The organism is Polaromonas sp. YR568, assembly GCF_943372955.1.
In the GTDB taxonomy this organism is placed as follows: domain Bacteria; phylum Pseudomonadota; class Gammaproteobacteria; order Burkholderiales; family Burkholderiaceae_C; genus Polaromonas.
The window spans coordinates 128,710-153,464 of record NZ_CALSAL010000005.1 but is presented as its reverse complement, the minus strand read 5'-3'; the positions used below and the strand labels follow the sequence as shown (position 1 = coordinate 153,464).

Sequence of the window (24,755 nt, the reverse complement as noted above, 5' to 3'; positions counted from 1 at the left end):
CCCGCAGAAATTGCCAAAAGTTTATATAAAGCATAGACTTAGGCATGTCTGCAAAGTCGCAAAAATTCAGCCTTTACGACCATCCAGCGCAAATGGAGCCTTTGCTGCCCGGTGAGCACGCACTGGCGCCCTTGCTGGAGCAGGCCCACGATGTGCAGCGAGAGGCGCGCACGCTCGCGGGGGCCGGCGCACCTGCGGCGCTGCGCCAGTTGCTGCGCGCCATGAACTCCTATTACAGCAACCGGATTGAGGGCCAACACACGCTGCCTTTTGAGATCGAGAGTGCGCTGCGCAACGACTACTCGCACGATGCAGACAAGGCGCGGCGGCAGCGCCTTGCATTGGCGCACATGGACACAGAGCAGGCGATTGAGGCCGGCTGGAAGGGTTGGCCCCAGCAGCAAGTGTGGTCTGCCCGCATGGTGCAAGACATCCACCAGGACTTGTTCGCCCGCCTGCCAGAAGCAGACCGAACCTTGCCTGAAGGCGATGTGTTGGTGCCCGGTGCGTTGCGCGACCGGGACGTGAGTGTGGGCGTGCATGCGGCGCCCGCATACGCTGCAATTGAGGCCATGCTGGATCGATGGGGGCGTTTCTATGGTGGCGTGCGGCGGGGTGAGCTGCAGGTGGTGGCTGCTGCGGCGTCGCACCACCGGCTGGCGTGGATTCACCCTTTCCGTGACGGCAACGGCCGCGTGGCGCGCCTGCACACGCATCTGGCATTTGGCTCATTGGGTTTGACCAATGGGCTGTGGTCCCCGCTTCGGGGGTTTGCGCGCAGCCATGAGGCTTACTACGCGCATTTGGCCGCGGCCGATGAGCCGCGCGCTGGTGATCTGAATGGGCCTGACAATTTGTCTGAGCGCGCACTGGTCGCGTGGGTGGCCTACGTGCTGGACCTGTGTCTGGACCAGGTGCGCTTCATGACGGGATTGCTGGACATAGCCGGCATGAAGGGCCGTATTGCGGCCTGCCTGGCTTTCGAGGAAAACGTGGTGAAGGCCGGGGTGCGCAGCGAGTCGCTGCGCGCGCTGCACTACCTGTGGCTCACGCAGGGCGAGCTGGAGCGCAGCGAGTTCAAGGCGATGCTGGGCCTCGGCGAGCGCCTGGCTACCGCGCAGGTGACCGCGCTGCTCAAGCGTGGCCTGCTTGCCACCGACTCCCCGCACGGCAAGCTGCGGTTTGGGGTGCCGCAGCATGCACTGCGGTTTTACTTTCCCAACTTATGGCCGGAGGCCGAGGCGGGCCCGCCCGGGCAATGAGCACTGCGGCCGCTGCGGCATCAGGCCGCGAGCGCGTCCTTGATCCACTTCACCACGGCCTCGCTCGCCACCACCGGTGTGGTGAGGTGGTTGGCCTGCACTTCCAGGTACTGGCTTTTGGGGTTGGCGGGCAGTTTGTCGACAAAGTAGCTGCGCGCAACATTGCGGATGCTGTCAGCGTCGCCAACCACTGTGAGCACTGGCGTCGTGGGTGGAATACGCGGCGCGGTGACGCCCATGTCGGCATCGGACGCGGGGTCGAAGTACGACAGATAGTCTTTGGCGGTGGCGATCACCGGCAGCTGCCGGCCCTGGTTGATGTCTGAAAAGCGCTCGCGCACGTCGCCTTTACCTTCAGCAACCAGCTTGCGTGCTGCGTCCACGCTGTCGCGCACGGTGGTGTTTTGCTGGAAGGTGTAGTACCGCGCGGGCACATGGCCCGGTGCCAGCAGCACCAGCGCCTGCACGTCACCGCCGCGCGCGGCAAAACCCATGGCGGCGGGCGAGCCCATGCTGTGCCCGGCAATCGCGATGTGGGTGGCGCCCTGGCTGCGCAGGGTTTTGACGTGGGTGGCAATCTCGGCCATGGCTTGGTCAAAGTGGCCATCGAGGTAGCGGCCGCGCGACCACGGCATGTCGGGGTACAGCGCCAACATGCCGGCGCTTTCAAGCACGGGCTTGAGGCGGCTCATGTTCGGGTCCTGGTTGCTGCCGGGGTTCTTGCCGTGCAGCATGAGCACGCCGATACGCTGCGGGGTCTGCGCCCACGCGGGCAGGCCCAGCGCGGCGGGAACGGCAGCCAGTGCGCCAGTGAGCAGGCGGCGACGGGTGGGGGTGAGGGCGGCGGTGTTCGAGTGGGGCTGGTGTGGTGTGGTCATATGGCGTTGGATGCTGCCACAAAGCAGCCGGAGCGTGATTCGTGAAAACCCATGCAGCGCAAGTGCCGGCCGCTACTCGTCGTCGGCATCGCGCTCGCGCCGGCTGCGCCAGATGGCGCGCACCAGCCACAGCCCGCCAGCGGCGGCGCTCATGAAACCCAGAAACCCGAACAGCGGCAAGCCGAACAGCGTGGGCCCGCCCTTGACTGTCATCACGATGGACGAGCCGATGATCAGTGCCGAAATCACCAGCGCCATGGCTAACCGGTTGGCCGCGCGGTCGATCTGGTCGCCCACGCGCTTGAGGTGCGCCAGCTCGATGCCCACCTGCACGCGGCCGTGGCGCGCGTTGCGCAGCAGGCGTGAGACATCGTGCGGCAGTTGCTCGACCACCGAAAGCGCGCGACGTACTGCACGCCAGCCGCGGCCGGCCAGCGCCTGCGGCTGGAAGCGGGCACGCACCACCTCGCGCAGCAGCGGCGTGGCTTCGGTGGACATGTGAAAGCCCGGGTCCAGCGCGCGGCCCATGCCTTCGAGCGAGATGAAGGCCTTGATGAGCAGCGCCAGATCGGGCGGCAGGCCGAGCCGGTGTTCGCGCAGCAGGCTGGTCACGTCAGACAGCATCTGGCCCAGGTTCAGCTGCGCGAGCGGCGTGCCGTGGTACTGGTCGACAAAGGCCTCGATCTCGCCTTCCAGCTGGCCGAGGTTCACGCCCTGTTCGTTGCCCGTCCACTCCAGCAGCACATCGGCCACCGCCTGCGGCTGCTGCTCGACCAGCCCCAGCAGCAGTTGCAGCAGCTCTTCGCGCCGGCGCTCGGTGAGGCGGCCGACCATGCCGAAGTCGATGAAGGCGATGCGGTTGCCGGGCAGGTAGAACACGTTGCCGGGGTGCGGGTCGGCGTGGAAGAGTCCGTCTTCCACAATCATCTTGAGCACCGCGTGCGCGCCGCGACGGGCCAGCTCGCTGCGGTCAAAGCCGGCCTCGGGCGTGAGCTGGTCGAGCGCGCTGCCGGGCACGCCCTGCACCAGCTCCTGCACGTTGACGCGCTGGCCGGTGTGGGCCCAGTGCACGCGTGGAATGCAGATGTAGTCGAGCGCTGCGAGGTTCTTGGCAATGCGCTCGGCGTGGCGGCATTCGGCAGCCAGGTCCAGCTCGCGGCGCAATGACTTGGCCAGCTCCTGCACCAGCTGCTGCGGGCGGTAAGGCTTGAGCGCGGGCAGTTCGGTTTCGGCCAGCGCGGCGGCACGCGCCATCAGGCGCAGATCGGCCTCAATCACCTCGGTGATCCCGGGGCGGCGGATTTTGACGATGACCTCGCTGCCGTCTTTCAGACGCGCGCGGTGCACCTGGGCGATGGAGGCGGCGGCCAGGGGCTCGGTGTCAAACCAGGCAAAGACGTCCTCCGGCTCGCCACCGAGGTCGGCGCGCAGCTGTGGCCGCAACTGCTCGAGTGGCACTGGCGGCACATGGCTGTGGAGTTTTTCGAACTCGGCGATCCACTCGGGACCAAACAGGTCTGCGCGGCCAGCGAGGATTTGCCCCAGCTTGACGAAGGTGGGGCCCAGCTCTTCCATGGCCAGACGGACCTGCTCAGGTGGCTCAATGCGCGCGAGTTCAGCCGCGTCGTCCCAGCGCAGCACATGGCCGGCGCGTTCGAGCTGGTCGGCCATGCCGAGCCGTCGCACGCTGTCGCCAAAGCCGTGGCGCACCAGCACGCCAATGATTTCCTTGAGGCGCGAGATGTCCCGTGCCGCACCGAGAGAGCCCATCAACATGCAGCCATGATAGTCCGCGAGGGGCCGTGCGGGTTGCGTTTGGTTGCTTGCGATACATCTGCCCCCGGATGCGCTTTCACATCATGAAGAGTGGGCCTTGAATGAGTGCTCACTTACATCGTACGCCCTTTGAGGTGGCGACTTTGAATCGCCTTACAAAGTCAACGAAACCGAAACCTGCGCGCGGTTTTGGCTTGCGAGGATGGAGGCCTGTTCAACCACAGGAGTTTCAATGACTCGACTCGACCATTCATCCATTCAGCAATCCACCCCCCGCGTGACCTTCCGCGGTAACCGTCGCTCACTGCCTGCTGGCCAGTTGCGGGCCCTGGCATCGGGGGTGCTGTTGACCACCGCGATGGCGTGGGGTGTTGCCGCACAGGCTGGCCCGCTGGGCCTTGACGTGGGCGGCACCTTGAACGGCACAACCGGTGTGAACGTGGCAGCCGGGCCCGCCGTGGGCGTTGGTGTGAATGCAGGTGTGGGCGGTGGCGTGGGCGTGGGCACCACCGGTGCTGGCGCCGGCGGTGGTGCCAACACCGGCGTGACCATCGGCGGCGGCACCGCCAACCGCGCCCTGGGCGTGGATGTGCGCGCCGGAGCCAATGGCAATGTGACGGCCGAAGAGCGCTCTGCGGCCATGCGTGCAGCGGGCTCGACGGGCGCCAGCATGCAGGGCGACAACGCGGCTGCCGGTTCCGTCAGCGGCTCAGGTTCCGTGAGTGCGACGGGTGCAGCCAACCGCACGGCGGGTATGGCCGATACCGTGAAAGGCACTGCCAAAGCCACCGCAGGCAAGGCGCGGCAGGCGGGCCAGAGCGTGGTGGGTAAAGCCACTGGCGCAGTGCAGGGCGCGGGTAGCGTTGATGCTGGCGTCAATGCGTCTGGTGGATTGATGAGCCGCTAAGCGGCAGGGCATTCCGGCCCCTGTGACCCATCTCCGGGTAGGTCACGCCCTCAAACACCTGCCCGCAAGGGCGGGTGTTTTCACGTCTGGCCTTAATGCATTTCAGGGCGCCGCGCGCACCGGCTTGCTTTGGGGCTGATTCCTGGGCTGATCCGGCAACTCGATCTTCACTTCCAGCACATCCAGGTTGTCCTGCCGCTCCAGGTGCAGCTTGATGTCGTGCGGGTTGATGTGAATGTATTTGGCGATCACAGCAACCAGGTCGCGCTGCAGGGCGGGCAGGTAGTCGGGCTCGTGGCCACGGCCGGTGCGCTCGTGAGCCAGGATGATCTGCAGGCGCTCTTTGGCAACGCTGGCGGTCTTTTTTTTCTCGCCGAGCAGGAAAGACAGAAACGAGGCCATGCCTTACTTGCCTCCAAACCAGCGCTTGAAAAGGCCGGGCTTTTGCGCGTCGATGAAGCGCATCGGTTTGTCCTTGTCGCCGAGGAAGCGATCCACCACGTCCTTGTAGGCTTCCGACACGTCGCTGCCCTGCATATGTACTGCGGGCACGCCCTGGTTGGAGGCTTGTAGCACCGACTCGGATTCCGGGATCACGCCAATCAGCTTGATGCGCAGGATGTCCTGGATGTCTTCGAGCGACAGCATCTGCCCCTGATCCACCCGGCCCGGGTTGTAGCGGGTGATCAGCAGGTGCTCCCTGATCGGCTCTCCGCCATCGATGCCGCGCTTGGTCTTGCTCGACAGCATGCCGAGGATGCGGTCCGAGTCGCGCACCGAGGAGACCTCAGGGTTGGTGACGATGAGCGCCTCGTCGGCAAAGTGCATGGCCATCAGCGCGCCGGTCTCGATGCCGGCCGGTGAGTCGCAGACGATGTATTCGAAATCCATCGTGGCAAGGTCTTTCAGGACTTTCTCCACGCCGTCCTTGGTCAGCGCGTCCTTGTCGCGGGTCTGCGAGGCGGCCAGCACGAAGAGGTTGTGGCACTGCTTGTCCTTGATGAGTGCCTGGTTGAGTGTGGCTTCGCCCTGGATGACGTTGATCAGGTCGTACACCACGCGCCGCTCGCAGCCCATGATGAGGTCGAGATTGCGAAGGCCGACGTCGAAGTCGATCACGGCCGTCTTGTGCCCGCGCAGCGCGAGGCCGCTGGCAAAGCTGGCGCTGGTGGTGGTTTTGCCCACCCCGCCCTTGCCGGAGGTGACCACAATGATTTTTGCCATCAGATGAGAATCCTTTTGAGAACGGAACGGGAAATGAGGAGACGTTGACAAGGGTGAATGCGCGATGTGCTCACATGGCGTGCATCACCAGTCGGTCGCCGCCCTCACCGGAGCCATCGCCCGGAATCAGCAGCACTTGGGTGGGCCGGCCGGCAATGCCTTCGGGCAGTGGTGTTTCGGCGGTGCGGTAGACGCCCGCGATGGAGATCAGCTCGGCTTCGAGCAGCAGCGCGAAGATGCGCGCGTCGGTGTTGCCGCGCGCACCGGCCATGGCCTTGCCGCGCAGGGGTGCGTAGACATGGATGTGGCCATCGGCGATGACTTCGGCGCCGGCGTTGACCATGGCCAGCACCACCAGATCGCGGCCACGGGCATAGACCTGCTGGCCGGAGCGCAGCGGCTTGTCGATGACCAGCGCGCCGGAGGGCACGGCCACGCGCTCGGTCAACACCGGTGGCGAGGGGATGTTGACTGGCGTGGCTTTGCTCACCGGGCGGGTGGGTACCAGATGCGCGTCGGGCACGGGCAGCAGGCCAGCCGCGAGCGCGGCGACCATGTGCGATGGGCTGCCGCCCTTCACGCACAGCGGCACCAGCTGGAACTGGCCCAGCAGCGAGATCAACGCCGGAAAGTCCACCGGACCAGCACCTGCCGCACCGCCCGCCGACTGCAGCGGCGAGAGGTCGATCATCAGCGCGTCCTGATCGAAGAAATCGGGCACGTCGCCATAGCGCGCCTGCAGCTCGCAGGCCAGCACGGCGAGGTCGGTGGACTTGAGCAGCAGCGCCACCAGAGGCAGGTTGGCGCTTTTGATCTCGAAGGTGGCGGGCGCGTTGGCTGTCAGGGCAACAGTCATGAGTGATGTGTGGGGCGTGGAGTGGGGGTGCCCGCAAGGCGAGGCATTTCCCGTGACGTCTGGAACCGCCCGCCAGCGCGCAGCGCCGCCAGGCAAAGCGAAGGCCGAGCGTAGCGGCGGATGGTGCGGATGCAGTCGCACGCTTTGTCGCAGTTGTGAGCGGGTGAAACGCGGCGTGACGCGGGTGCAGAACCGAGAACGCCCTGTGCCGGGGCATGGCGGCATGTTCGCCGGTGCGGTTTTGTAACGGCGCTGCCTGACGCTTACATTGGCGTACGCCTTTGAATGACGCGCAGGGCAATGTGCCCTGCGCGCTGTGCGGCTCAGGCCGCTGCGGCGTGCAATGTGGTCTTGCGTTGAGCGGGAATGCGGCGGCGCGGAGTGGTCGGCGCCTGCGCGACCATGCCCCGGTGCCGTTCGCCAGCCTGACCAGCGAGGGTGCTGATGAACTGCGCTTCGGGCAGGTTCTTCCAGTAGCGGCGCGGCATTTCCTTTTGCATCATCTTCAGCTTCAGGCGCGCCGGGTTGAAGATGTGCTGGTAGTAGGTGAGCCACAGCTGCTCGCCGGCGTCTGCCTCGGGCGCGTCCAGCTTGCGCGCGCCGGGACCGAAGTGCAGTGTGGCGCCGTTCCAGTCCATGCTGCGCTCGGGCGTGAGGATGGCCCAGCGCATCTGCGTGAAGCGGCGGGTGAAGAAAGGCGCAATGGCCTCGACGATGTGGTGCTCGGGTTCGAACCAGGCCACATGCAACGGCCCGCCTTCGGGGTGGGTGCGGAAGGTGTCGTCCTGCACGGTGCGAAAGCGCACGAAGGCTTTCATCTTGTGCATGTCGCGGCGCACCGCCTGCGCCATCTGCCCGGCGAGCACCCGGTCCGCGTCGAGCGGGTCGTGCCGCAACGAGGGCTCGTGCACCATGCGCCACAACAGCCGGTACATCAGGTCAAAGCGACCCGGATCGCGGTGCAGGATGACGGTTTGGAGCAGGGCCATGAAGTCGGGCGGCACCGAAACCACTGGGGCGTTCTGCGGTGGTGGGGCGTCTGTGGGTGAGGTGTCGGCTGAACCTGCGAACAGATCCTGTGCCCGCGTGTCGCTGCAGTGCCAGCTCACGCCCGAGGGCGGCACCTGCTGCGCCAGCAGCGCGCGGGCCATGCGGCGAAAACCTTCAAAGTCGGTGGGGCCCTGCAGCGTGACCGGCCGCAGCATGTGGCCAAACAGGTCGGTGGTCAGCAGGTCATTCATCACGCCCATGCAAAGCTCCTTTCGCTGTGGTTCGCCCGTCCCGTGGCCTGTGCCATCGCTGGTGTGGCCACTGGGGCAGCCGGGGCAGGCGATGAACCGGAGGGTGCCCTGCGCGGCGCAGCCAGTGGCGTAGGCTCCGGCCGCATGTCGGTGACAGCCTGCGTCCCGGCATCGTCAAACAGCCCGGGCTGCTGGGGCACCAACCGGGCCGCCAGGTTGGCCGCATCCAGCGCGTTGCCGGGCTGGTGGTCGGCCAGCAGCACAAAGGGCATGACTTTGTTGAGCGGCACATGCAGGCGCAGCAGGTCGTCGGCGCGCAACTGGCGCACGCGCCGTGCGGCGACGATGCGGGTGACCGCTTTCACGCCCAGACCAGGCACACGCAGCAGCATTTCGCGCGGGGCGCGGTTCAGATCTACCGGGAACTGGCCGCGGTGGGCCAGCGCCCAGGCGAGCTTGGGGTCCATGTCGAGGGCCAGCATGCCTGCGGTGCCGCCAGCTGTATGGGCGGGCGGCACGATCTCGTCGTGTGCGAAGCCGTAAAAGCGCATCAACCAGTCGGCCTGATAAAGCCGGTGTTCGCGCACCAGCGGCGGCTGGCGCAGCGGCAGGTGCGCCGACGCATCAGGAATGGGGCTGAAGGCCGAGTAGTACACCCGGCGCAAGCGGTAGGCGCCGTACAGCCCCGCGCTGGTCTGCAGGATGGTGCGGTCGTCGGCGCTGTCGGCGCCCACGATCATCTGTGTGCTCTGGCCGCCCGGCGCAAAGCGCGGTGGCTGGGCGCGCTGCACTCCCGCCAGACGGCTGCGTGGCATCGAGATGATGTGGCTGCGGCGGGCCTCGCGCGACTCGCCCTGCGCGTGGTCAATGTGCTGCCGCAGCTGGCCCATGGAACGTGTGATGGCGGCGCCGTCTTTCTCGGGCGCCAGCGCTGCGAGGCCGGCGGGCGTGGGCAGTTCGATGTTGATGCTGAGCCGGTCGGCGTAACGCCCGGCGCGGGCCAGCAGATCGGGCGATGCGTCAGGAATGGTCTTGAGGTGGATGTAGCCGCGGAAGTCATGCTCTTCGCGCAGCACGCGGGCCACCTCGACCACCAGCTCCATGGTGTAGTCGGGGCTCTGGATGATGCCCGACGACAGGAACAGGCCTTCGATGCAGTTGCGGCGGTAAAAATCGAGCGTGAGCTGCACCACCTCATCGACGGTAAAGCGGGCGCGGGGCACGTTGCTGCTGACGCGGTTGACGCAGTACAGGCAGTCGTAGGTGCAGAAATTGGTGAGCAGGATTTTCAGCAGCGAGATGCAGCGGCCGTCGGGCGCGTAGCTGTGGCAGATGCCCGAGCCTTCGGTGGAGCCGATGCCTTTGCCGCCCACGGAGTTGCGCGCGCTGGTGCCGCTGGAAGCGCACGAGGCGTCGTATTTGGCCGCATCGGCCAGGATGGCGAGTTTCTGTTGAATAAACACTGTATTAATATACAGTGTTTGGGCTGGGGCTGCACGGGGTGTGGTTTTCCCGCGACCTTCAACCCGGAACCGGGCGGTCCCCTGGGTGCGTTACAGCTCGATTTCAGCCGCCAGCGGCGCGTGGTCCGATAGGTGAGACCAGGGCTTGCTGGGCAGCACCACCGGTGCGTGGCCGATGGCATTGCGGACATAGATGCGGTCCAGCCGCAGCAGCGGCAGGCGCGCCGGGAAGGTGCGGGCCGCCTGCCCATGGGCCTGCACAAACACCTCGTGCAGGTCGGCGCCTTGCTCCAGCAGCACATGGGCGCGGTGGCGCCAGTCATTGAAGTCGCCGGCCACCACCACCGGGGCCTGCGGCGGAATGCCCTTACGCACCAGATCGCAGAGCATCTGCATCTGCTGCACGCGGTGCGACTCCATCAGGCCCAGGTGCACGCAGATGGCATGCACGTTGACGCTGCGCCCGGGAATCTGCAGCTCGCAGTGCAGCAGGCCGCGCCGCTCGGGGCCGCTGATGGACACATCAATGTTCTCGAAGCGCACGATGGGGAACTTCGACAGCACTGCGTTGCCATGGTGGCCGTTGGTGTAGACCGCGTTGCGGCCATAGGCGAACTGCGGCCAGATGGTGTCAGCCAGAAACTCGTAATGCGGCGTCTCGGGGTAGTTGTCGAACTTGTCGGGGTGCTTTTCGTGGTTGCCGGTGACTTCCTGCAGGAACACCACGTCGGCCCCCACCTGCCGCACGGCTTCGCGCAGCTCGGGCAGGATGAACTTGCGGTTGAAGAAGGTGAAGCCCTTGTGGATGTTGACGGTGAGCACCTTGAACGAGAAGGTGGATTCCGGGCTCACGGCCGCCATGGCGGTGCGGGTGTCGGCATCGACAGCGGCCATGTCCACTTCACCGAAAAGCTCTGGCGGGCTGGCGGTGCGGATATCGTCGGGCAGGGTCTGCAGTGACGGAGGGGCGTTGGCGGGTGGCGTGACGGGTTTGTCTTGCATTGAGGGAGAGCGTGGACCGGATCGGTGATTGTCATTCTGCGCCTCGCGGAGCGCCTGTAGGACGGTAACCTTTTTGGCCGGGGGGAATGTTTGCGTCAGGTCAAGCAGAAGCGAAAAGCACCTTCTGGCGCACGTGAAAACGCCCGCTCAGCCCGGAGATGGACGGAGCGGGCGCGAGGGCCCAGGCGCTGGCCGCTGAGGACATCAGCCCCTGCTCAATCTTCGTTCAGCCCTTGTGCATGCCGCCGTGGTGGCCATGGTGACCACCGCCGCCGCGCCGGCCCATCTTCTGGTGCTCGGCATCAAAGGTTTTCTTCTGCTCGGGTGCGAGCGTCGAGTAGAAGGTCTTGATAGCGTCGTTGCGCTTGCCCATGGCCGTGTTCATGGCGGTCATGCGTTCGGCGCGCAGGGCGGTCATCCGATCGATGCGCTCTGGCGTGGTCAGTTTGGCGATCTCGGCGCGCTGCTCGGCGGTGGGGCGCTTGCCCCAAGTGCCCTGGCCGGCAGGCGGCTGCAGCGCGGTGGTGAAGCTGGTCCACGCGCCTTCCTGGGCCGGCGTGATGTTGAGTTTGGCTTTCAAGTCAGCCATGCGCTTGGCCGTGCGTTCGGCCATTTTGGCCTGCATCTTGGCAGGGTCGTGTTTGCCCATGTGGTGGCCCCCATGGCCACCGTGCCCGCTCGTGACTGCAGGGCTGGCTGGGGCAGGGGTGGCGGTGCCCTGCGCTGTGGCGCTGACGCCCACGGTGGCCAGCAGGCCGGCGAGCACGAGGGCGTTGAAAGTGGAGGAGCGTTTGAATGTGACAGACATGGAGAACTTCCTTTCAGAAAGTATTGCGGATCGTCTTGTAGCCCTGCTGCCCGTGCCCGCTTTGGGCCCTGTGGCGTCAGGTTGAAGGTCAGTGTGGGCGCGGGCTGTATCGGCGCCATGAGGCCCGCGTGATGGTTTGTAAAGATCAGTGAAAGCCGTGTTTCCACGTGACCGAAAGGCGGGTTCCCGGCGGCGTTGCCATCCCTTGCTGCGCTGCATACAATGGGTGCAGCTTGTCGGGGTGCCCAGGAAGTTTCTTTCAGGGCTGAGATCGCAGATGCGAGACCCGCTGAACCTGATCGGGATCATGCCCGCGTAGGAAACAAGGCACTTGGCTCCGGCACCTTCAACGCAAACCGAAGGACTCCCCGGCCTCCCAGGCAAGCACCGCCCACACCCTGTGGAATTGCTGGACGTTCTGGAGAACAAAGCCATGGCCAAAACCCGTCTCACCGTCGACACCAACGACCTCACCAGCCGCATCACGCGCGCGCCCTTTCCTGGCTCGGCCAAGATCTACATCGAAGGTTCGCGCCCCGACATCCGGGTGCCGTTCCGCGAGGTCACGCTGACCGACACGCTGGTGCATGAAGGCGCCGGCGAGCCGCGCCGCGAGGCCAATCCGCCGCTGCGCCTTTATGACGCGTCGGGCGTGTACACCGACCCGTCGCAGCCGATTGACATCACCCGTGGCTTGCCGCCCCTGCGCGGCGCGTGGATCAACGAGCGTGGCGACACCGAGGCCCTGCCCGGCATCAGCAGCGCCTACGGCCGCCAGCGCCTGAACGACCCGGCCCTGAGTGCGCTGCGCATGGCGCACGCCCCGGTGCCGCGTCGCGCCAAGGCTGGCGCCAATGTGTCGCAGATGCATTACGCCCGCAAAGGCATCATCACCCCCGAGATGGAATACATCGCGGTGCGCGAGAACCTGGTGCGCGCCCAGCTGGCCGAGCGGCTGGCCACCGAGCGCATGCCGAAGAAGGGGCATTCGTTCAACGCCGCGATTCCGGAGCAGATCACCGCCGAATTCGTGCGTGACGAAGTAGCTCGCGGCCGCGCGGTGATTCCGAACAACATCAATCACCCCGAGAGCGAGCCGATGATCATTGGCCGCAACTTCCTGGTGAAGGTCAATGCCAACATCGGCAACTCGGCGGTCACGTCGAGCATCGAGGAAGAGGTCGACAAGCTGGTGTGGTCCATCCGCTGGGGCGCTGACACGGTGATGGACCTCTCGACCGGTGAGAACATCCACGAGACGCGCGAGTGGATTCTGCGCAACTCGCCAGTGCCCATCGGCACGGTGCCGATTTATCAGGCGCTGGAGAAGGTCAATGGCAAGGCGGAAGACCTGACCTGGGAGTTGTTCCGCGACACGCTGATCGAGCAGGCCGAGCAGGGTGTGGATTACTTCACCATCCACGCGGGCGTGCGTCTGGCCTATGTGCCGCTGACGGCCAATCGCCTGACGGGCATCGTCTCGCGTGGTGGCTCCATCATGGCCAAGTGGTGCCTGGCGCACCACCGCGAGAGCTTCCTTTACGAACGCTTCGATGAGATCTGCGAGATCATGAAAGCGTACGACGTGTGCTTCTCACTCGGCGACGGCCTGCGCCCCGGCTCGATTGCCGACGCCAACGACGAAGCGCAGTTTGCCGAGCTGCACACGCTGGGCGAGCTGACGCAGATCGCCTGGAAGCACGATGTACAGGTGATGATTGAAGGCCCCGGCCATGTGCCGCTGCAGCTGGTGAAGGAAAACGTCGACAAGCAGCTCGAGGCCTGCTACGAGGCGCCGTTCTACACACTGGGCCCGCTGATCACAGACATCTCGCCCGGCTACGACCACATCTCGTCGGCCATGGGCGCGGCCAACATCGGCTGGTATGGCACCGCCATGCTCTGCTACGTGACGCCCAAGGAGCACCTGGGCCTGCCGAACCGTGATGACGTGAAGCAGGGCCTGATCGCCTACAAGATTGCCGCGCACGCCGCCGATCTGGCCAAGGGTTACCCCGGCGCGCAGATGTGGGACAACGCGGTGAGCAAGGCGCGCTTCGAGTTCCGCTGGGAAGACCAGTTCCGCCTGGCCATCGACCCCGACACGGCGATGAAGTACCACGACGAAACGCTGCCAAAAGAGAACGCCAAGGTGGCGCATTTCTGCTCGATGTGCGGACCGAAGTTCTGCTCGATGAAGATTTCGCAGGAGGTGCGTGACTTCGCGCGTCTGAACCCGGCCAGCACCACGTTGGCGGCCGGCGTGATTCCGATTCGTACGGCGACGGCACCGGCCGATGTCGCTGTGGTGGAGGCTGTGGTCGAGGCGGGCTTTGAAGAAAAGGCCGAGGAGTTCCGCCAGCGCGGGAGTGAGATTTATTCCTGATAGCCCACCATTCGCCCTGAGCGGGTCGAAGCGCTCGGCGAAACGCGTCACCATGACAAGTCAACCCCACATCGGCATTGTCGGCGCCGGCCTCGCGGGCCGCACGCTGGCCTGGCGGCTGCTGCGCGCTGGCTGCCGCGTGACCCTGTTCGATGCGCGCCCGCGCGACGACCTGGCCACCGCGTCGCAGACGGCGGCAGCCATGCTGTCGCCGCTGGCGGAGCTGGCGGTGTCGGACGAGGTGGTGTTTGCGCTCGGCCAGCGCTCGATGCAGCTGTGGCCGCGCTGGATTGACGAGCTGGAGACAGCGGGCGCAGGCCGCGTGTACTTCCGCCGTGAAGGCACGCTGGTGGTGGCGCATGCGCCGGACCAGGCCTCGCTGGAGCACTTCACGCGGCTGCTGCAGCACAAGCTGCCTGCCGCCAGCCGCGCACAGATTTACACGCTCGACGCGGCGGGCGTGGCGCGCCATGAACCTGCCTTGGCCGGACGCTTTGGCGAAGGACTATTTCTCGATGGCGAGGGCCAATTGGCCAATGACCAGCTGCTGGCGTCACTGGCGCGCGCCATCGATGCGCTCGGCGGCCAGTGGTACGAGGGCGTGGCGGTGGAGCGCGTGGAGGCGCACCGCGTGGTCTGTAAGGATCAGAGCCATGCCGTCGATGTGGCGGTGGATGCACGTGGTGTGGGCAGCCATGCGCAGTGGCCGGCAGGCAACCCGCTGCGCGGCGTGCGTGGTGAGGTGCTGCGGGTGGAGTGCGCGGGCGTGAGCCTGCAGCGCCCGGTGCGCCTGATGCACCCGCGCTACCAGCTCTATGTGGCGCCGCGGCCCGATCACCAGTTTGTGGTCGGCGCGACCGAGCTGGAGTCGGAAGACACCGGCCCGGTGACGGTGCGTTCCATGCTGGAGCTGGGCAGCGCGCTGCACAGCCTGCACCCCGGCTTCGGCGAGGCGCGCGTGCTGCGCATGAGCGCGGCCCTGCGGCCGGCACTCGACGACCACCGCCCGGTGGTGGAAGCGCGCAGCGGCGTGTGGCACATCAACGGCCTGTACCGCCACGGCTATCTGTGTGCGCCGGCACTGGTGGACGATTTGGCGCGTCACATTCTTCAGCCTGGCCATGTTCCTGATGCGGAGCGCGCCGAGGCCCATGAGGTGCATTCATGAACACGTTTGAAATTTCACTCAACGGCGAGCGCATGCAGACCGAGGCACCGACCTTGCAGGACTTGCTGCTGGCACGCGGCTACCAGCTGGGCGCCGCCTTTGCGTGCGCCATCAACAGCGCGTTTGTGCCGAGGGCGCAGTGGCCCGAGCGGGCGCTGCAACCGGGCGACAAGATTGATGTGATTACCCCTATTCAAGGCGGATAGAACATGACTCTGCTGCTGGAGTAACGACATGACTTCTGAACCCTCTTCAATCGCCCACGGCCTGCCGTGGACGGTGGCGGGCACCACGCTGCGCAGCCGCTTCTTTCTCGGCACCTCGCACTACCCCTCGCCTCAGGTGCTAGGCGATGCGGTGCGGGCCAGCGGCACCGAGGTGCTGACGGTCGGCCTGCGCCGGCTGCAGCCAGAGAGCGGTGGCGGCAACAGCTTCTGGCAGCGGGTGCAGGCGATGAAGTGCCACATCCTGCCGAACACCGCGGGTTGCCACACGGCGCAGGAAGCCATCACGCTGGCGCAGATGGCGCGCGAGATTTTCGGCACCGTGTGGATCAAGCTGGAAGTGATTGGCGACGACTACACGCTGCAACCCGACACCGTGGCCACGCTCGAAGCCGCCACGGCGCTGGCCAAAGACGGCTTTGCGGTGTTTGCCTACACCACCGACGACCTGGTGATGGCGCAGCGCCTGCACGCGGCGGGCTGCGCGGCGGTGATGCCCTGGGCGGCGCCGATTGGCACCGGCCGCGGTCCGCTCAACCCCTACGCGCTGGAGACCATGCGCCGCCGCCTGCCCGACGCGGTGCTGGTGGTCGATGCCGGTCTGGGCCGGCCCTCGCATGCGGCGCAGGTGATGGAGCTGGGCTTCGACGCGGTGCTGCTCAACACGGCCGTGGCGCAGGCCGGCGACCCGGTGCGTATGGCGCGCGCCTTTGCCGATGGCGTGGCGGCCGGCCGTGCGGCGTATGAATCCACCCCCATGCCTGAGCGCGCTGCCGCGCAGGCATCGACTCCCACGGTGGGCGTGCCGTTTTGGCACAACGCCTGACCTGATCTGATTGTTTGTCATGAACCCCAATGCATTCGCTCCCCTGATCGCCCCAATCGGCTTTTATCCTGTCGTACCGGATGCGGAATGGGTGCAACGCCTGCTCGGCTGGGGTGTGCGCACCATTCAGTTGCGCTTCAAGGCCACGGGGCACACACCGGAAGAGATCGAGCGCGAAGTGCGCGCGGCGGTGGCCGCAGGTCGTGCCGTGCCTGATGCGCAGGTGTTCATCAATGACCACTGGCAGATGGCACTGGCGGTAGGTGCCTACGGCGTGCATCTGGGGCAGGAAGACCTCGACGCGCTGTCCGCGGCCGACCTGCACACGCTGCAAGCCTCAGGTGTGCGGCTGGGCGTGAGCACGCACACGCCAGCCGAGCTGGCGCGGGCCAAGGCGGCGCGGCCGTCTTATGTGGCGATTGGCCCGGTGTACCCGACCACGCTCAAGAAGATGCCCTACGAGCCGGTGGGGCTGGAGCGCCTGAAGCTCTGGGCGGCGGATGCGGCACCTTACCCGGCGGTGGCCATTGGCGGCATTTCACTGGAACGCATGCCTGGCGTGATGGGCTGCGGCGTGGATGGTGTGGCGGTGGTCAGCGCGGTGACGCAGGCGGCCGACCCGGAGCGGGCCGCGCACAAAGGGCTTGAGCTGGCACGCCAGCGCTGAGCCCAGGCCGGCCCATGAGTGGCCGGTTTTCTAGATACGCCCCTCTTCAACCGCATGACAGGCCACGCGCACACCCGCGATGGTTTGCAGCACTGGCCGCTCTTCGCGGCAGCGCGCGTTGGCGTGCGGGCAACGTGGGTTGAATGCGCAGCCGTTTGGTGGATTCAGCGGATTGGGCACTTCACCTTGCACAGGCGTTCGGGCGCGGCCGGTGTCGTGCATCTTGGGAATCGCATCCAGCAGCATGCGTGTGTAGGGGTGGCGCGGGCTGTCAAACAGCGTGTGCTTGTCGGCCAGCTCCACCAGCCGCCCCAGATACATCACGCCCACCTGGTCGCTCACGTGCCGCACCACCGCGAGGTTGTGGCTGATGAAGAGGTAGGTCAGGCCGCGCGCGCGCTGCAGGTCTTTCATGATGTTGAGCACCTGCGCCTGCACGCTGACGTCAAGCGCTGACGTGGGTTCGTCGCAAACCAGAAACTCCGGTTGCGTGGCCAGCGCACGCGCAATCGAGATGCGTTGGCGTTGACCGCCCGAGAACTGGTGCGGGTACTTGACGCGGTCCAGCGGTGACAGGCCGACGGACTGCAGCAACTCGCCCACGCGTGCTTCCAGGGCCTGGGGATCGCTCTCAATGGCGTGCTCGAGCAAGGGCTCGGCAACGATGTCCTGCACGCGCCAGCGCGGATTCAGGCTGGCGTAGGGGTCCTGGAAAATCATCTGGATGCGCCGCCGCAGCTGGCGGCCTTCGGGCGTTTTGAAGGCGGCATGTGCGTCCACGCCGTCAAAGCCAAAGCCGCCGCGCGTCGGCTCATAGAGGCCCACCAGCAAGCGCGCCACGGTGCTCTTGCCGCAGCCGGACTCACCGACCAGGGCCAGTGTCTGGCCGCGCTGGATTTCGAATGACACGCCATCGACTGCGCGCAGCAGCTGGCGCGGTTTGCGCTCGATCACGCGGTTGAGCCAGGGCGGCGAGACGTCAAAGGTCTTGGCCAGATCGGTGGCCACAACAAGCGGGGCCTCCGCGCTGGCCTCGCCAGGTGCGGCTGGAGCGCTGTTCTTTTGATGGGGGGTAACGCCGCTCATGCGCGTGTCTCCATCGCGGTCTGTGCATGCAGCCAGCAGGCGGCGTGTGTGCCGCCCGCGGGCTGCAGGTCAGGGCGTTCGACATGGCAACGGTCAAACACCTTCTCGCAGCGCGGGTTGTACGCGCAGCCCGCGGGAATGGCATTCAGGCGCGGCATGGCGCCATCGATCTGGTGCAGGCGTTCGCGGTCCACGCTCATGTCCGGAATGCAGGCCATCAGGCCGGCGGTGTAGGGGTGGGACGGGCGGTTGATGACGTCATGCACCGGGCCGATCTCGGCAATCCGGCCCGCGTACATCACCGCCACGCGGTCGCAGGTCTCCGCGATCACACCCATGTCGTGGGTGATCAGCATCACGGCAGCGCCTCGGTCCTTGCAGATGGTCTTGAGCAGCGTGATGATCTGCGCCTGAATCGACACATCCAGTGCGGTGGTGGGCTCGTCGGCCACGATCAGTTGCGGCTCGGCTGCCAGCGCCAGGGCGATCACCACGCGCTGGCGCATGCCGCCCGAAAACTGGTGCGGGAAGTGGTCGATGCGCTGCTCGGCTGCCGGGATGCCGGTGTCCCTGAGCAACTCGATGGCGCGGCGGCGCGCCTCTGATTGGCTCACGTTCAGGTGCGTGATGATGGTTTCCGTCAGCTGCCGGCCGACCGAGTACAGCGGGTTGAGCGAGGTCAGGGGGTCCTGGAAAATCGCGCCAATCTTGCGACCGCGAATCCGGCGGATTTCCTCGTAAGGCAGCTGGTCAATGCGTTTACCTTCCAGCAGGACCTGCCCTGACGCGATGCGCCCAGGCGGCTCCAGCAGGCCGATGATGGCCGCGCCGGTGAGGGATTTTCCGGCGCCCGACTCACCCACCACGCCGAGGATTTCCCCGGGCGCGATGTCGAACGAGATGTCGTCAATGGCGCGCAAGGTGCCACGCCGGTGGGGAAATTCCACCACGAGGTTCTTGACTTGAAGCAGACTCAAGGCCTGCCCCCGATGCGGCCTGCGGCCGCCTCCCCCTCAAGGGGGCACCACCAGCGGCCCGGCAGAGCCGGTTCTGCGGTGGTTGCTTGAAAAGAAATTCGCATCATTGCAATCTGGGATTTAAAGCGTCACGCAGCCAGTCGCCCAGCAGGTTGACCGACAGCGCAATCAGCACCAGCATGGCGCCGGGAAAAATGGTGATCCACCATTCGCCTGAAAAAAGATAGTCGTTGCCGATGCGGATCAGCGTGCCGAGCGATGGCGAGGTGGGCGGCGCACCGACGCCGAGGAACGACAGCGTGGCTTCCGTGATGATGGCCGTGGCGACCTGGATGGTGGCCAGCACCAGGACCGGCCCCATCACGTTGGGCAACACATGCAGCCGCATGATGCGAAACGGCGCCACGCCCGTCACGCGTGCGGCCTGGACGTACTCCTTGTTGCGTTCGACCAGCGTCGAGCCGCGCACGGTGCGGGCGTACTGCACCCAGCCGGTCAGCGAGATCGAGATGATCAGCACGCCGAAGGCCAGGGTCTCATGCGCATTCGGGAACAGCGCGCGCCCCACGCCGGCAATCAGCAGCGCCACCAGAATGGCAGGAAAGGACAGCATCACGTCGCACAGGCGCATCAGCAGCCCGTCGACCCAGCCGCCCAGGAAGCCGGCGATGAGTCCGAAGCTCACCCCGACGACGACCGACAGCACCACCGAGGCCAGACCGACCGCCAGCGAGATGCGCGCGCCGTACATCAGCGCCGACAGGATGTCGCGGCCCTGGTCATCGGTGCCCAGCAAAAAGCCTTTGGAGCCGCCCTCGCTCCAGGCGGGTGGAAGGCGGGCGTTGCCGAGCTCCAGCGTTGTCAGGTCAAAGGGGTTGTGCGGCGCAAGCCACGGCGCAAACACGGCAGCCACCAGGCACACCAGCGCAATGACCGCGGCAACGATGGCGGTGGGCGAGGAGACAAAGCTGTGGCCGACGTCGCTGTCGCGCCATTTTTTCAGGAAATTCATATCAGTGTCCGCCCGGCTTTTCAACGCGCAGGCGCGGATCGACGGCAAAGTAAAGCAGGTCCACCACCAGATTGATGACCACGAAGATCAGCGCAATCAGGCACAGGTAGGCCGCCATCACGGGAATGTCGGCAAAGGTCACGGCCTGGATGAACAGCAGGCCCATGCCGGGCCACTGGAACACCGTCTCGGTGATGATGGCAAAGGCGATCAGCCCGCCGAGTTGCAGGCCGGTGATGGTCATGACGGGCACCAGCGTGTTCTTCAGGGCATGGCCAAAATGCACGGCCCGGTTGGTCAGGCCCCGTGCGCGCGCGAACTTGATGTAGTCGGTGCGCAGCACTTCAAGCATTTCCGCGCGCACCAGCCGCATGATCAGCGTGAGCTGGAAAATCGCCAGCGTGATCGCCGGCAGCGTGATGTGCTGCCAGCCCTTCGCCGTCAACAGCCCGGTGCTCCACCAGCCCAGCTGTGTCACTTGCCCGCGGCCAAAGCTGGGGAACCAGCCCAGCGTGACGGCAAACACCAGGATCAGCAAAATTCCGATCAGGAAGGTGGGCAGCGAGACCCCCAGCAGCGAGACGGTCATGAACAGCTGGCTGATGAAGGAGCCGCGCTTGAGTGCTGCATACACGCCCATGGGAATGCCCACCATCAGGGCCAGCACGCCAGCCATCAGGGCGAGCTCCAGGGTTGCCGGCAGGCGCTCGCCAATCAGGCGCGAGACCTTCGTGCCCTGGCGCAGGCTCATGCCAAATTCGCCTTGCGCGGCGTTCATCAGGAAGTGCCAGAACTGCACCACAAAGGGCTGGTCCAGCCCGAGCTCGGCACGCATCGCGCGCACCTGTTCGGGCGTGGCGTCCTGCCCCAGCAGGAAAACGACCGGGTCACCGACATACTGAAACAGCATGAAGGCGATCAGCGCCACGCAGACCATGACGACGACGGCTTGCGCCAGTCGCCGGAGAATGAATGCAAGCATCGTGATTCAGGCAGGCCAGACCCGCCGGGGTGCACACAGAAATGAACCAGCCGGTACCGCCAGGGGGCGCGGTCCGGCTGGGGGGCTAGGGGTCAACAGGTCAGGCGCAGTAGGTCAGTTGACCTTGATCAGGCGCCAGTCAAGCCGGTTGTCGGCGCGGTGCACGACGTCGATGTTCTTCTTCATGGCCCAGGGGATGATCTGGTTGTGAAGCGGAAGGTGGGACACATCTTCGTTCGACAAGGTCAGCGCTTCGGTCAGCAGGCGGGCGCGGATCAGCGGGTCGGTCTCGGTCTTGGAGCGGTCAATGATGGCGTCCAGCTTGGGGTTGCTGTAGCGGCCCACGTTGTAGTTGCCGTCACCGCCCGTGCCCACCGTGCGCACCAGCGACTGCAGCGAGTACAGCGCATCGAAGGTCGGCACGCCCCAGCCCAGCATGTAGATGCTGGCCTCGTAGCGCTGGATCATCGGGAAATAGGTGGCCAGCGGCAGCGTGCGCAGCTTGGCTTTCACCCCGACGCGCGCCCACATGGCCGTGACGGCCTGGCAGATCTGCTCGTCATTGATATAGCGGTTGTTGGGGCAGGCAAAGTCCACCTCGAAGCCGTCCTTGTAGCCGGCGTCGGCCAGCAGCTTCTGGGCGGCAGCCACATCAAACGGGAAGCGCGCGTGAACTGATTCGGTCCACCCCGCCACCTGCGGCGCCACCAGCGCACCGGTGGGCTGGCCCTGGCCACGCAGCGCGACGCGTGCGATGGTCGGCATGTCGATGGCCTGGTACAGCGCCTTGCGAACGCGCACGTCCTTCAGCGGGTTCTTGCCCTTGATGTTGCTGCCCACCAGTTCGTTGCGGAACTGGTCCATGCCAAAGAAAATGGTGCGGTTTTCAATACCGTCGAGCACTTTCAGGTCGGGGTTGGAGCGCACCCGTGGCAGGTCTTGCGGGCTTGGGTCAAGCACCAGATCGACCTCGCCCGAGAGCAAGGCGGCCATGCGCGTGGCCACGGCCTTCACCGGTGTGTAAACCACCTCGGTGACATTGCCTTCGGCCTTGCCCCACCAGTTGGGGTTTCTGACCAGCACGATCTTCTGGTCGGGCTGCCACTCCTTGAGCATGAACGGACCGGTGCCGTTGGCATTGCGGTGCGCAAAGTTTTCTTCGGGCGTCTTGATGTCTTTGGGCGTGGCGGAGTTGTTCTTTTCTGCCCATGCCTTGCTCATCATGCGCAGCTCGGTGAGCTGGTTGATCAGCACCGGATTGGGGCCGGCCGTGATGATGTCGATGGTGTTGTTGTTGACCTTGACGACCTTGGTGATGCCCTGGGTGTAGACCGTGTAGTTGGAGTTCTTGCCCATGGCGCGTTCGAGCGAGAACACGGCGTCATCGGCGGTGAAAGGCGTGCCATCATGAAACTTCACGTTGTTGCGCAGCGTGATGCGCAACTGCGTGGGCGTCATCTGGTTCCAGCTCGTCGCCAGCACGGGCTCCGGCTTGAAGGTGCGGCTGTTGTAGAAAACGAGCGAGTCATACACCGCAGAGTGGACGCTGTTGCCCAGGGCGTTGTTCTGCGAATGGATGTCCCATGTCGGAATGTCGCTGGCGCTGGTCCATTTGAAGGTTTTGGCCTGCACCGTGCTGGTGCCGAGAGCGAGCAAGACACACAGAGCGATGGAGCTGCGGGTGAGTTTCATGGGCGTGTTACCTGACTGAGTGAATGACAAAAAAGGACTATGCAACAAACGTTCCCGGTGCAAGCACGGTGCTTACCCCATGTCCTTGCCCCTGCCTATGCGTTGCGGCGCCGGGAAGTCCGATGGCAGGCGCCACCGGCAGGAAAATTGCGATTCGTCAATGTCTGACACAGTCGGGCGCTCATCTAAACGTAGCACGCACTGGAGCTGGGCCCGCTCAACAGGCCCGTTTCACCCGGCGCTCGGGATGGCCGCCGGTGTCGTGCAGGAGACACCTTCCAGGTGGGCGATGAGGTGTGTGATGGGCGGCGCTGGAAGGCTTGCGCCGGCCCTGCACCCCTAGGTCAGCCTGTGGGGGTCAGCCCGTCATCACATCAGCTCAGGCGGCCTTCAGCGTCGGGTAGTCGGTGTAGCCCTTGGCGCCACCGCCATAGAAGGTGGCCTTGTCCGGCGCATTGAGCGCGGCGCTCTTGCGCAGGCGTTCCACCAGATCGGGGTTGGCCAGGAAGGGCACGCCAAATGCCACCAGATCGGCGCCATTGGCCACGGCTTTTTCGGCGAGTGCCTTGTCGTAGCCGTTGTTCACCATCCAGGCGCCCTTGCCGCCAGCGGTGCGATAGGCGGCCTTGAGCGCCGCGTAGTCAAACGGTGCATCGGGCAGCTCGCGCGGGCCGCCGGTAGCGCCTTCGATGATGTGGATGTAGGCCAGGTTCAGCGACGCCAGCTCGCGCACCACGTATTCAAACAGCGGCTGCGGGTTGCTGTCGCGGGCATCGTTGGCCGGCGTGACGGGTGACAGGCGAATGCCGGTGCGACCACCACCAATGGCCGATGTCACGGCGCGCACCACTTCCAGCAGCAGGCGGGCGCGGTTCTCGATGCTGCCGCCGTAGTCATCGGTGCGCTGGTTGGAGCCGTCGCGCAGGAACTGGTCCAGCAGATAGCCGTTGGCGCCGTGCACTTCCACGCCGTCAAAGCCGCAGGTCTCGACCGCATTGCGCGCCGCCACTTGGTAGGTGTGCACGATGCCGGGCAGTTCTTCGGCCTTCAGCGCGCGCGGCTCGGAGGTGTCGACAAATACTGGCGCGCCGTCTTTCAGCAGCACTGTCTTGGTTTTGGCGGTGATGGCTGAGGGCGCCACCGGCTGGCCGCCGTCGGGCTGCAGGTCGGTATGCGAGACACGGCCCACATGCCAGAGCTGCACCACGATCTTGCCGCCGGCTTCGTGCACCGCGTGCGTCACGCGCTTCCAGCCGTCAAGCTGTTCGGTGCCGTAAAGACCTGGCACGTCGGCATAACCCTGGCCCTGGTGGCTGATGGCGGTGGCCTCGGTGATCAGCAGGCCGGCCGAGGCGCGCTGGGCGTAGTACTCGGCCATCAGCGGTGTGGGGATGGCGTTGGGCGCGCGGTTGCGCGTCAGCGGCGCCATCACGATGCGGTTGGCCAGTGCGAGATCGCCCGCGTGGGTGGGGTCGAACAGTGTGGTCATGGAAAGCTCCCTAAGAACGAAAGAGGGCGTAGTGTGCGCGTCATGCAATGACTGCGCACAACACGGGCTGCTCGGTTCGTGATAGGGGCTTTGCGGCGAAACAACTGCTTACTTGATGAGGCCTTCCTCCTTCATCGCGGCCTGCACGGCCGGGCGGGCCGCCATGCGCTCGCGGAAGGCCGCGATGTTGGCAAAGCCCGAGATGTCCACACCCACGCGCGGGGCCCAGTTGGTCACGGTGAAGAGGTAGGGGTCGGCCACGCTGAAGGTCTCGCCCATCAGGTACTGTTTGCCGGCCAGTTGGGCATCGACCCATTTCAGGCGCGACATCAGGCGGTCGATCACGATGGGCTTGTAGTCGGCTGGTGTGGCGGCGTTGAACAGCGGGCTGAAGCCCTTGTGCAGTTCGGTGCCGATGAAGGTCAGCCACGACTGCAGCTGGTAGCGCGCCAAGGTGCCGTTGGCGGGCGCCAGTTTTTTCTCGGGCACCAGGTCGGCGATGTACTGCACGATGGCCGGGCCTTCGGTGAGGCGGGTGCCGTCGTCGAGCTCCAGCAGCGGCACATAGCCCAGCGGGTTGATGGTGTAGTAGTCAGTGCCGTCTTCGAGCTTGTGGGTTTTGGTGGGCGCCAGCATGTGCTGGAACTTCAGGCCAGACTCGTGCAGCGTGATGTGGGGCGACAGCGAGCAGGCGCCGGGCGAGTAGTAAAGCTTCATGGAAAGACTCCTTGGCAGGAAAGGTAGGAAAGGCAGCCAACGCAGGCGCCAGCCGCCGTGAAACTGGTGAGCGAAGCGGTGATGCTAGCCGGGTTGCGTCATCCTTGCAGTG

General features: G+C 65.6%; 23 protein-coding genes and 1 riboswitch. Of the genes, 7 read left to right on the top strand and 16 right to left on the bottom strand.

Annotated elements, in window-relative coordinates:
* Positions 1-44 precede the first annotated feature (44 nt).
* Positions 45-1,262 (top strand): Fic family protein, encoded by a 1,218-nt coding sequence (locus AAG793_RS13575; protein ID WP_341908988.1) that lies wholly within the window; start codon positions 45-47, stop codon positions 1,260-1,262.
* A 20-nt stretch (positions 1,263-1,282) separates the two neighbouring features.
* On the opposite strand, the gene AAG793_RS13570 is transcribed toward AAG793_RS13575, so the two are convergent.
* Together AAG793_RS13570 and AAG793_RS13565 are read right to left on the bottom strand one after the other, a co-directional pair.
* Positions 1,283-2,140 (bottom strand): alpha/beta hydrolase, encoded by an 858-nt coding sequence (locus AAG793_RS13570; RefSeq protein WP_341908986.1) that lies wholly within the window; start codon positions 2,138-2,140, stop codon positions 1,283-1,285.
* Positions 2,141-2,212: 72 nt separating this feature from the next.
* Complete coding sequence (locus AAG793_RS13565; RefSeq protein WP_341908984.1) at positions 2,213-3,916, bottom strand: AarF/UbiB family protein; 1,704 nt, start codon at positions 3,914-3,916, stop codon at positions 2,213-2,215.
* Positions 3,917-4,148: 232 nt separating this feature from the next.
* On the opposite strand from AAG793_RS13565, the gene AAG793_RS13560 reads away from it, so the two are divergent.
* Positions 4,149-4,823, top strand: coding sequence for a hypothetical protein (locus tag AAG793_RS13560; RefSeq protein ID WP_341908982.1), 675 nt, complete (start codon positions 4,149-4,151; stop codon positions 4,821-4,823).
* Between the two features lie 102 nt (positions 4,824-4,925).
* Here AAG793_RS13560 and minE read toward each other — a convergent pair whose 3' ends face one another.
* From minE to AAG793_RS13525, 7 genes are all read right to left on the bottom strand, one after another.
* Positions 4,926-5,225 (bottom strand): cell division topological specificity factor MinE, encoded by a 300-nt coding sequence (gene minE, locus AAG793_RS13555; RefSeq protein ID WP_341908980.1) that lies wholly within the window; start codon positions 5,223-5,225, stop codon positions 4,926-4,928.
* 3 nt (positions 5,226-5,228) lie between these two features.
* A complete protein-coding gene (gene minD / locus AAG793_RS13550; RefSeq protein ID WP_341908978.1) occupies positions 5,229-6,047 on the bottom strand; it encodes a septum site-determining protein MinD in 819 nt (272 codons plus the stop codon).
* A 70-nt stretch (positions 6,048-6,117) separates the two neighbouring features.
* Positions 6,118-6,903, bottom strand: coding sequence for a septum site-determining protein MinC (gene minC / locus AAG793_RS13545; protein WP_341908977.1), 786 nt, complete (start codon positions 6,901-6,903; stop codon positions 6,118-6,120).
* Between the two features lie 323 nt (positions 6,904-7,226).
* Positions 7,227-8,153 (bottom strand): TIGR03915 family putative DNA repair protein, encoded by a 927-nt coding sequence (locus AAG793_RS13540; protein ID WP_341908974.1) that lies wholly within the window; start codon positions 8,151-8,153, stop codon positions 7,227-7,229.
* Complete coding sequence (locus AAG793_RS13535) at positions 8,144-9,607, bottom strand: putative DNA modification/repair radical SAM protein (RefSeq protein ID WP_341908972.1); 1,464 nt, start codon at positions 9,605-9,607, stop codon at positions 8,144-8,146. Before AAG793_RS13535 ends, AAG793_RS13540 begins: the two co-directional genes overlap by 10 nt.
* A 90-nt stretch (positions 9,608-9,697) precedes the next feature.
* Positions 9,698-10,468 (bottom strand): endonuclease/exonuclease/phosphatase family protein, encoded by a 771-nt coding sequence (locus tag AAG793_RS13530; protein ID WP_341909132.1) that lies wholly within the window; start codon positions 10,466-10,468, stop codon positions 9,698-9,700.
* Between the two features lie 367 nt (positions 10,469-10,835).
* A complete protein-coding gene (locus AAG793_RS13525) occupies positions 10,836-11,417 on the bottom strand; it encodes a Spy/CpxP family protein refolding chaperone (protein ID WP_341908969.1) in 582 nt (193 codons plus the stop codon).
* A 227-nt stretch (positions 11,418-11,644) separates the two neighbouring features.
* A riboswitch (TPP riboswitch) is annotated at positions 11,645-11,756 on the top strand.
* Between the two features lie 94 nt (positions 11,757-11,850).
* On the opposite strand from AAG793_RS13525, the gene thiC reads away from it, so the two are divergent.
* Genes thiC through thiE form a run of 5 tightly spaced genes read left to right on the top strand, consistent with a single transcriptional unit; the run spans position 11,851 to position 16,688 of the window.
* Complete coding sequence (gene thiC, locus AAG793_RS13520) at positions 11,851-13,803, top strand: phosphomethylpyrimidine synthase ThiC (protein ID WP_341908967.1); 1,953 nt, start codon at positions 11,851-11,853, stop codon at positions 13,801-13,803.
* Between the two features lie 52 nt (positions 13,804-13,855).
* Complete coding sequence (gene thiO, locus AAG793_RS13515) at positions 13,856-14,971, top strand: glycine oxidase ThiO (RefSeq protein ID WP_341908965.1); 1,116 nt, start codon at positions 13,856-13,858, stop codon at positions 14,969-14,971.
* Positions 14,968-15,177, top strand: a complete 210-nt coding sequence (gene thiS, locus AAG793_RS13510) for a sulfur carrier protein ThiS (protein ID WP_341908963.1) — start codon at positions 14,968-14,970, stop codon at positions 15,175-15,177. Before thiO ends, thiS begins: the two co-directional genes overlap by 4 nt.
* Before the next feature lie 28 nt (positions 15,178-15,205).
* The gene (locus AAG793_RS13505) at positions 15,206-16,021 is read left to right on the top strand and encodes a thiazole synthase (protein ID WP_341908960.1); all 816 of its coding nucleotides are present in this window, start codon (positions 15,206-15,208) and stop codon (positions 16,019-16,021) included.
* Between the two features lie 19 nt (positions 16,022-16,040).
* Positions 16,041-16,688, top strand: coding sequence for a thiamine phosphate synthase (thiE, locus tag AAG793_RS13500; RefSeq protein WP_341908958.1), 648 nt, complete (start codon positions 16,041-16,043; stop codon positions 16,686-16,688).
* A 30-nt stretch (positions 16,689-16,718) separates the two neighbouring features.
* Here the strand turns inward: thiE and AAG793_RS13495 are convergent, their stop codons facing one another.
* From AAG793_RS13495 to gstA, 7 genes are all read right to left on the bottom strand, one after another.
* On the bottom strand, positions 16,719-17,774 hold the full coding sequence (locus AAG793_RS13495; RefSeq protein ID WP_341908956.1) for an oligopeptide/dipeptide ABC transporter ATP-binding protein: 1,056 nt from the start codon (positions 17,772-17,774) through the stop codon (positions 16,719-16,721).
* Positions 17,771-18,751, bottom strand: coding sequence for an ABC transporter ATP-binding protein (locus AAG793_RS13490; RefSeq protein WP_341908955.1), 981 nt, complete (start codon positions 18,749-18,751; stop codon positions 17,771-17,773). Before AAG793_RS13490 ends, AAG793_RS13495 begins: the two co-directional genes overlap by 4 nt.
* 103 nt (positions 18,752-18,854) lie before the next feature.
* Positions 18,855-19,763 carry an ABC transporter permease gene (locus AAG793_RS13485; protein ID WP_341908952.1) on the bottom strand — a complete coding sequence of 303 codons (909 nt, stop codon included), beginning with the start codon at positions 19,761-19,763 and terminating at the stop codon, positions 18,855-18,857.
* Between the two features lies 1 nt (position 19,764).
* Positions 19,765-20,745, bottom strand: coding sequence for an ABC transporter permease (locus tag AAG793_RS13480; RefSeq protein WP_341908950.1), 981 nt, complete (start codon positions 20,743-20,745; stop codon positions 19,765-19,767).
* A gap of 114 nt (positions 20,746-20,859) precedes the next feature.
* On the bottom strand, positions 20,860-22,437 hold the full coding sequence (locus tag AAG793_RS13475) for an ABC transporter substrate-binding protein (protein ID WP_341908948.1): 1,578 nt from the start codon (positions 22,435-22,437) through the stop codon (positions 20,860-20,862).
* 379 nt (positions 22,438-22,816) lie between these two features.
* Complete coding sequence (locus tag AAG793_RS13470) at positions 22,817-23,926, bottom strand: alkene reductase (RefSeq protein WP_341908946.1); 1,110 nt, start codon at positions 23,924-23,926, stop codon at positions 22,817-22,819.
* A 108-nt stretch (positions 23,927-24,034) separates the two neighbouring features.
* Entirely contained in the window at positions 24,035-24,643 is a 609-nt protein-coding gene (gene gstA / locus AAG793_RS13465; protein WP_341908944.1) for a glutathione transferase GstA, read from the bottom strand.
* Between the last annotated feature and the right edge of the window lie 112 nt (positions 24,644-24,755).